The 6,483-nt window shown below is 66.2% G+C and carries 7 protein-coding genes; 3 read left to right on the top strand and 4 right to left on the bottom strand.

From position 1 onward, the window contains the following. Positions 1 to 29: 29 nt before the first annotated feature. Both AWB95_RS22445 and AWB95_RS22440 read right to left on the bottom strand, forming a co-directional pair. Positions 30 to 482 (bottom strand): alpha/beta fold hydrolase, encoded by a 453-nt coding sequence (locus tag AWB95_RS22445; RefSeq protein WP_169714731.1) that lies wholly within the window; start codon positions 480 to 482, stop codon positions 30 to 32. Positions 483 to 602: 120 nt separating this feature from the next. Continuing rightward, complete coding sequence (locus tag AWB95_RS22440; RefSeq protein WP_062539514.1) at positions 603 to 2,015, bottom strand: short-chain fatty acyl-CoA regulator family protein; 1,413 nt, start codon at positions 2,013 to 2,015, stop codon at positions 603 to 605. A 117-nt stretch (positions 2,016 to 2,132) separates the two neighbouring features. Here AWB95_RS22440 and prpD point away from each other — a divergent pair, with 117 nt between their 5' ends. From prpD to AWB95_RS22425, 3 genes are read left to right on the top strand one after another with little or no spacing between them, the layout of a single operon-like run. Beyond that, the gene (gene prpD / locus AWB95_RS22435; protein ID WP_062539515.1) at positions 2,133 to 3,638 is read left to right on the top strand and encodes a 2-methylcitrate dehydratase PrpD; all 1,506 of its coding nucleotides are present in this window, start codon (positions 2,133 to 2,135) and stop codon (positions 3,636 to 3,638) included. Continuing rightward, a complete protein-coding gene (prpB, locus tag AWB95_RS22430; protein WP_062539516.1) occupies positions 3,635 to 4,537 on the top strand; it encodes a methylisocitrate lyase in 903 nt (300 codons plus the stop codon). Before prpD ends, prpB begins: the two co-directional genes overlap by 4 nt. Further along, the gene (locus AWB95_RS22425) at positions 4,534 to 5,652 is read left to right on the top strand and encodes a bifunctional 2-methylcitrate synthase/citrate synthase (RefSeq protein WP_062539517.1); all 1,119 of its coding nucleotides are present in this window, start codon (positions 4,534 to 4,536) and stop codon (positions 5,650 to 5,652) included. Before prpB ends, AWB95_RS22425 begins: the two co-directional genes overlap by 4 nt. Here the strand turns inward: AWB95_RS22425 and AWB95_RS22420 are convergent. Continuing rightward, the gene (locus tag AWB95_RS22420) at positions 5,632 to 5,973 is read right to left on the bottom strand and encodes a thiol-disulfide oxidoreductase DCC family protein (RefSeq protein WP_232315639.1); all 342 of its coding nucleotides are present in this window, start codon (positions 5,971 to 5,973) and stop codon (positions 5,632 to 5,634) included. The genes AWB95_RS22425 and AWB95_RS22420 overlap by 21 nt on opposite strands. A 13-nt stretch (positions 5,974 to 5,986) precedes the next feature. Next, a complete protein-coding gene (locus tag AWB95_RS22415) occupies positions 5,987 to 6,412 on the bottom strand; it encodes a hypothetical protein (RefSeq protein WP_169714730.1) in 426 nt (141 codons plus the stop codon). Positions 6,413 to 6,483 lie beyond the last annotated feature (71 nt).

Raw genomic sequence — 6,483 nt, 5'->3', positions numbered from 1 at the left:
CACGAGAACGCTCAGCTGACGCCAGCCGCCTAAACGCCACACGCAAATACGTCACCGAAATTCCGACCCAGACCACTAAGGCTTGGCGCGGCCCAATCGATGGTTTGTCCCTCACCCCAGTGGTCGATGGTCGACCGGACGCGAGTCATGAGCTCGATCCACTTCGTCCGGCCCGGTGAACCATCGTCGTCAAGTACCCCGCTGGCGAAAGTCGCGAGCAGGACCAGCGCGCGGACTCGCTGCGGATAGGTCGCGGCGAACAGCATGCTGATCGACCCGCCCTCAGAAAACCCCAGCAATGCCACCTGATTACAGCCGGCTGCGTCCAGTACTGACCGCAAGTCGTCGGCGCGACCATCCAGCGTCGGCACCGAATCCACCGGGTCGTAGAGCCCGGTGCCGCGCTTGTCGTACAGAATCACCGGTGCGAACGAAGCCAGTTCTCCGACGAAGGTCACCCAACCGGGATCGGCCCACAGCATGTCGACGTGCGAGACCCAACCCGCAACGATGACCAGGTCCATCGGACCGCCGCCGACGGCCTTCCGCGTAGCGCGTCTGGGGCTGCCCGACCATTGCCGTCAGTATCCTCCGGCCGCCGCTCAAACAGTCGGTGAATAGGGCAGGCTGCTGCCGGTGTTCTCGTCGACGGCGACGTGCCCGCCTAGGTAGGGGAACGCGCGCTGCGTGCAGGCCGGGCGGTTGCAGATCTTGCAGCCGGCGCCGATCGGAACCGCGGTGCCCGGGTCGTCGACTGCGACCCCGGTGGAGTAGACCAGCTTGTGCGCATGGGCCAGGTCGCATCCCAGGCCGATCGCGAAGCTGGTGTGCTGGCCCAGATATCCGCGGCCCTGCGGGGTGGTGGTCTTGGCGATCCAGAAGTAAGACCGACCGTCGGGCATCTGGGCCACTTGGGTGACGATCCGGCCCGGCTGGGCGAACGCGTCGTGCACCACCCACAGCGGGCAGCTGCCGCCTACCCGGCTGAAGTGAAAAGCCGTGGCGGACTGGCGTTTCGAGATGTTGCCCGCCTTGTCGGTGCGGACGAAGATGAACGGCACCCCGCGGCACTGTGGGCGTTGCAGCGTGGACAGCCGATGACAGACAGTTTCGAAGCCGACTTCGAAGCGGCGGCCCAGCAGGTCGATGTCATAGCGCAATTCTTCGGCGGCGCTGTGGAATTGGCGATACGGCAGCAGGAATGCGCCGGCGAAGTAGTTGGCCAGCCCGATGCGAGCGACGCCGCGGGCTTCGGGGCTGAGCTGGTCGTCGGTGGCGAGGATCGCCGAGATCAGCTCCGACTGGCTGACCAGCGCCAGCTGGGTGGCGATCTGAAACGCCCGCTGGCCCGGTCGCAGCCAGTGCGCCACCCGAAGCACCCGGGTGGCCGGATCGAATGAACGCTTGGTGGTCTCGGGCAGACCGTCGTCGACGGCCACGGTGATGCCGAACCGGTCCCGCATCAGCTCGGCGAGTTGGATGTCCAGCCCGCCGATCCGCATCCCGCAATCGGCGAACATCTGCTCGGCCGCGAGATCAAGGTCGCCGATGTAGTTGTTGCGGTCGTAGAAGAAATCGCGGACCTCTTCGAAGGGCATCGGGCCCTGTAGTGGGAGCGACGGCTCGGTGATCGCCCGCGAGCGGTACGCCTCCAGTTCCTCGGTGGCGTCGGCCAGGCGGCGGTGCACGGCCACCAGGCTGCGACCGAGCTCCGGCATCCGGGCAACCAGCTCCTCGACCTGCCCGCGGCTCACGCTTTCGGCGGCGGTAGCCGTGAACACCTCGGACAGGTCTGCGACCAGCCGAGCGTCCGAATCCGAGGAGAAGTAGTGCGCCGGCAGGTCGAAGCGCTCGGTGAGGGCGAGTAGCACCGGGACGGTGATCGGGCGCTGGTCGTTCTCCAACTGGTTGACGTAGCTGGTGGACAAGTCCAGGGCGCGGGCCAGCGCCGCCTGGGTCAGCCCGCGCTCCTCCCGCAAACGCCGCAGACGGGCCCCGGAGAACAACTTCGCCACGTAGACACCGTACTCCCGCGCGTGTTCACAATATCCGCAACTAGTGCTAGCAGAGGATGCAAAATTATGCACATCCAGGGACTTTCGTTCATCACCGGCGTTGCATAGTGTGCGGATATGATCACGCATCCGGTCCGGACCCGGCGCAGCGCCGACGACTTCCCCCTCACCGAGCATCTGGCCTACAAGATCGCCGAGGTGGCCGTCGACCCGGTCGAAGTCGAACCGGAAACCGAGGCGATGGTGCTCAACCGGATCATCGACGACGCCGCGGTCAGCGCGGCGGCAGTGTTGCGCCGCCCGGTGACCGTCGCCCGTCACCAAGCGCTGCCACACCGGTCCCGACCCGGCGCAACGGTGTTCGGCGTCGACGGCAGCTATTCGGCGGAATGGGCGGCGTGGGCCAACGGTGTGGCGGCACGCGAACTCGACTTCCACGACACGTTTCTCGCCGCCGAATACTCCCATCCCGGCGACAACATCCCCCCGCTGGTGGCCGTCGCCCAGCAGCTCGGCATTCGCGGCGCCGACCTGATCCGCGGCATCGCCACCGCCTACGAGATCCAGATCGACCTGGCCCGCGGAATCTGCCTGCACGAGCACAAGATCGACCACGTCGCGCATCTCGGCCCGTCGGTGGCCGCCGGCATCGGCACCATGCTGCGGCTGGACACCGACACCATCTACCAGGCCATCGGGCAGGCGCTGCATCTGACCACCGCCACCCGCCAGTCCCGCAAGGGGTCGATCTCCAGCTGGAAGGCGTTCGCGCCCGCACACGCCGGCAAGGTGGCCATCGAAGCCGTCGACCGGGCGATGCGCGGCGAGCGGTCGCCCGCGCCGATCTGGGAGGGCGAGGACGGGGTCATCGCCTGGCTGCTGTCGGGCCCCGAGCACACCTACCACGTGCCGCTGCCCGCGCCCGGCGAACCCAAACGCGCGATCCTGGACAGCTTCACCAAAGAGCATTCGGCGGAATACCAAAGCCAGGCACCGATCGACCTGGCCCGCCGGCTGCGCCAACGCATCGGCGACCTCGACCAGGTGGCGTCGATCGTGCTGCACACCAGCCACCACACCCACGTGGTGATCGGCACCGGATCCGGTGACCCACAGAAGTTCGACCCGGACGCGTCGCGGGAAACCCTCGATCATTCGCTGCCGTACATATTCGCGGTCGCGCTGCAGGACGGTAGCTGGCACCACGAACACTCCTACGCGCCGGAGCGGGCCCACCGGTCCGACACGATTGCGTTGTGGCACAAGATCTCCACCGTCGAGGACCCGGAGTGGACCCGTCGTTACCACTCGACCGATCCCGCGGAGAAGGCGTTCGGCGCCCGCGCGGAGGTGACGCTCAAGAGCGGCGAGGTGATCAGCGACGAACTCGCTGTCGCCGACGCCCACCCGCTGGGTGCGCGGCCCTTCGGGCGGGAACAGTACGTCGCCAAGTTCGCCGAGCTCGCCGACGGTGTTGTCAAACCCGCCGAGCAGCAACGATTCCTGGCCGCGGTCGACGGCCTCGCCGACATGAAGCCCGGCACGCTGGCCGCGCTGAATGTGCTGGTCGACCCGCAGGTTCTGGACAAGGCGCCGACCGTCCCGTCGGGAATCTTCCAGTGAACGGACTGCTGGTTGCGGCAAAAAGTGCCGCCGACAAACGGGTGGCTTTTCGTGACGGGCTGAATTCCGGGCGGCTGCAACGTTTTCCGGGGGCGTTCTCGCCGCTGGTGGCCAAGCTGGTCGCGGACATCGGATTCGACGGCGTGTACGTGTCCGGCGCGGCCCTGTCCGCCGACCTGGGTCTGCCCGACGTCGGGTTGACGACGCTCTCCGAAGTGGCCGCTCGTGGTGCGCAAATCGCAGCCGCCACCGAACTACCCACGCTGATCGACGCCGACACCGGATTCGGCGAACCGCTCAACGTCGCACGCACCGTCACGATGCTGGAAGACGCCGGTCTGGCAGGTTGCCACCTCGAGGACCAGGTCAACCCGAAGCGCTGCGGCCACCTGGACGGCAAGGACGTCGTCCCGAAGGCCGAGATGGTCAAGCGGATCCGGGCGGCCGTAGCGGCGCGACGCGACCCCAATTTCGTCGTCTGCGCCCGGACCGACGCCGCCGGCGTCGAGGGGATTTCCGCCGCGCTCGGACGGTCCCGCGCCTACGCCGACGCCGGCGCCGACCTGATCTTCACCGAGGCGCTGACCGAGGCGGCCGACTTCGAGCGGTTCCGCGCCGCGCTGGACGTGCCGCTGCTGGCCAACATGACCGAGTTCGGCAAGTCGCCGCTGCTGAGTACCCAGCAACTGGCCGACATCGGCTACAACGTCGTCATCTACCCGGTCACCACACTGCGGCTGGCGATGTTCGCCGTCGAAGCCGGTCTGCGCGAGATCCACACGACCGGCACACAATTCGGCCTACTCGGGAAGATGCAACACCGCCGCCGGCTCTACGAGTTGCTGCGCTACGCCGACTACACCCAGTTCGACAACGACATCGCGGAAGGAAACCGATGATTCACAAGGGTCTGGCCGGCGTCGTCGTCGACACCACGGCCATCTCCAAGGTGGTGCCGGAGACCAATTCGCTGACCTACCGCGGCTACCCGGTCCAGGACTTGGCCACGCACTGCTGTTTCGAGCAGGTCGCCTATCTGCTGTGGCACGGCGAACTGCCCACCGACGCCGAGCTGGCGCTGTTCTGCCAACGCGAACGCGCCAGCCGTCGGCTGGACCGCTCGATGCTGTCGCTGCTGGCGAAGCTGCCCGACAACTGCCACCCGATGGACGTCGTGCGCACCACGATCAGCTACCTGGGCGCCGAGGATCCCGACGAGGACGACAGCGCCGAATCGGCCAACTACGCCAAGGCATTGAGGATGTTCGCGGTGTTGCCGACGATCGTGGCCGCCGATATGCGCCGCCGTCGCGGCCTGGAGCCGATCGCCCCGCACAGCCACCTCGGGTATGCGGAGAACTTCCTGCGAATGTGCTTCGGCGAGGTGCCCGAACCGGTCGTCGTCTCGGCGTTCGAGCAGTCGATGATCCTCTACGCCGAACACGGCTTCAACGCCTCGACGTTTGCGGCGCGAGTAGTCACCTCGACACAGTCCGACATCTACAGTGCGGTCACGGCGGCGATCGGTGCACTCAAGGGTCGGCTGCACGGCGGCGCCAACGAGGCCGTCATGCACGACATGGTCGAAATCGGCCATGCCGACAACGCGGCGAAATGGTTGCACGGCAAGCTTTCCCGCAAAGAAAAGGTTATGGGCTTCGGCCACCGCGTCTACAAGAACGGCGATTCGCGGGTGCCGACGATGAAACAGGCCCTGACCCGGGTCGCGGAGGTCCGCGACGGGCGGCGCTGGCTGGACATCTACAACGTGCTAGAGCGCGAAATGTTCGCGGCAACCGGGCTCAAACCGAACCTCGACTTCCCGACCGGCCCGGCCTACTACCTGATGGGCTTCGACATCCCAATGTTCACACCGCTGTTCGTGATGAGCCGCATCACCGGGTGGACAGCCCACATCATCGAGCAGGCCGGATCCAATGCGCTCATCCGCCCGCTGTCCGAGTACTCGGGCCGGCCGCAGCGGGCGCTCGACTCAGCACGCAGCGGGGTGTGACTCGCAGTACGGGGTTGTCCCGCGGAATCGGTAGCGATGTCCGGCAACCCAGCGGTAGATCGCTTCCTCGATGAACCGGATACCGGGGATGCGGTACAGCATCAGCGGCAACCTGGTGCCGATCGCGGCCGACACCGCGGCGTTCATGGCCTCTGCACCGGAGTAGACGGCTCCGGACGAGTCCAACCACCGACCCGAATCCAGCAGCTGTGACCGCGGAATGCCCAGGCGCTCAGCGACTCCCGGGCCCTGCAGCGGCTCCGTCTGCATCTGGCCGGTTCGATTGTGCCTCAGGATGAATTCCACTGAGCGCGTGCACATTCCGCAAGCGCCATCAAAGAACAGGATTCCTGACACTGTTCACCTCCCTGATGCCGGCCATCGCGAAAACGAGTCCGGTACCGATCTCGGTCAGCGCGCTGAACCACGAAAACCAGGTTACGTTGATGTGCGGCGGCGAGACGAAGCTGTCCTGGTAGCCCGGGAACACCGTCGGCAGCAGGTGCGCATAAGTGAACACCAATGCGCTGCCGAACCCCACAATGATCGCGGCCTGCGGTGCGCGGGCATGCTGCTTCAGCACCATCACGATCGCCAACAGGACGAACAGCATCTGGGCCATGCCGCCGACCATGATGAACGGTGGTGATGCCGACATACCGCGGCGCAGATGATCCAGACCGTGCACGGCGAACCCGACCGCGAATGCGATTGCCGCCCAACGCAGATTGTCTCGGGGTTGATCGATGTGGTCGATCATGACGATCACCGTTCGTTGATCAGGTGCCGAAGTCGGCGTGCACAATCCGTTCTACTACTACGAACGGTAGT

This window comes from Mycobacterium celatum (assembly GCF_002101595.1).
GTDB classification, from domain to species: Bacteria; Actinomycetota; Actinomycetes; order Mycobacteriales; family Mycobacteriaceae; genus Mycobacterium; species Mycobacterium celatum.
Note: the sequence above shows the minus strand (reverse complement) of the source record. Positions and strands in the feature narration are given on the sequence as shown.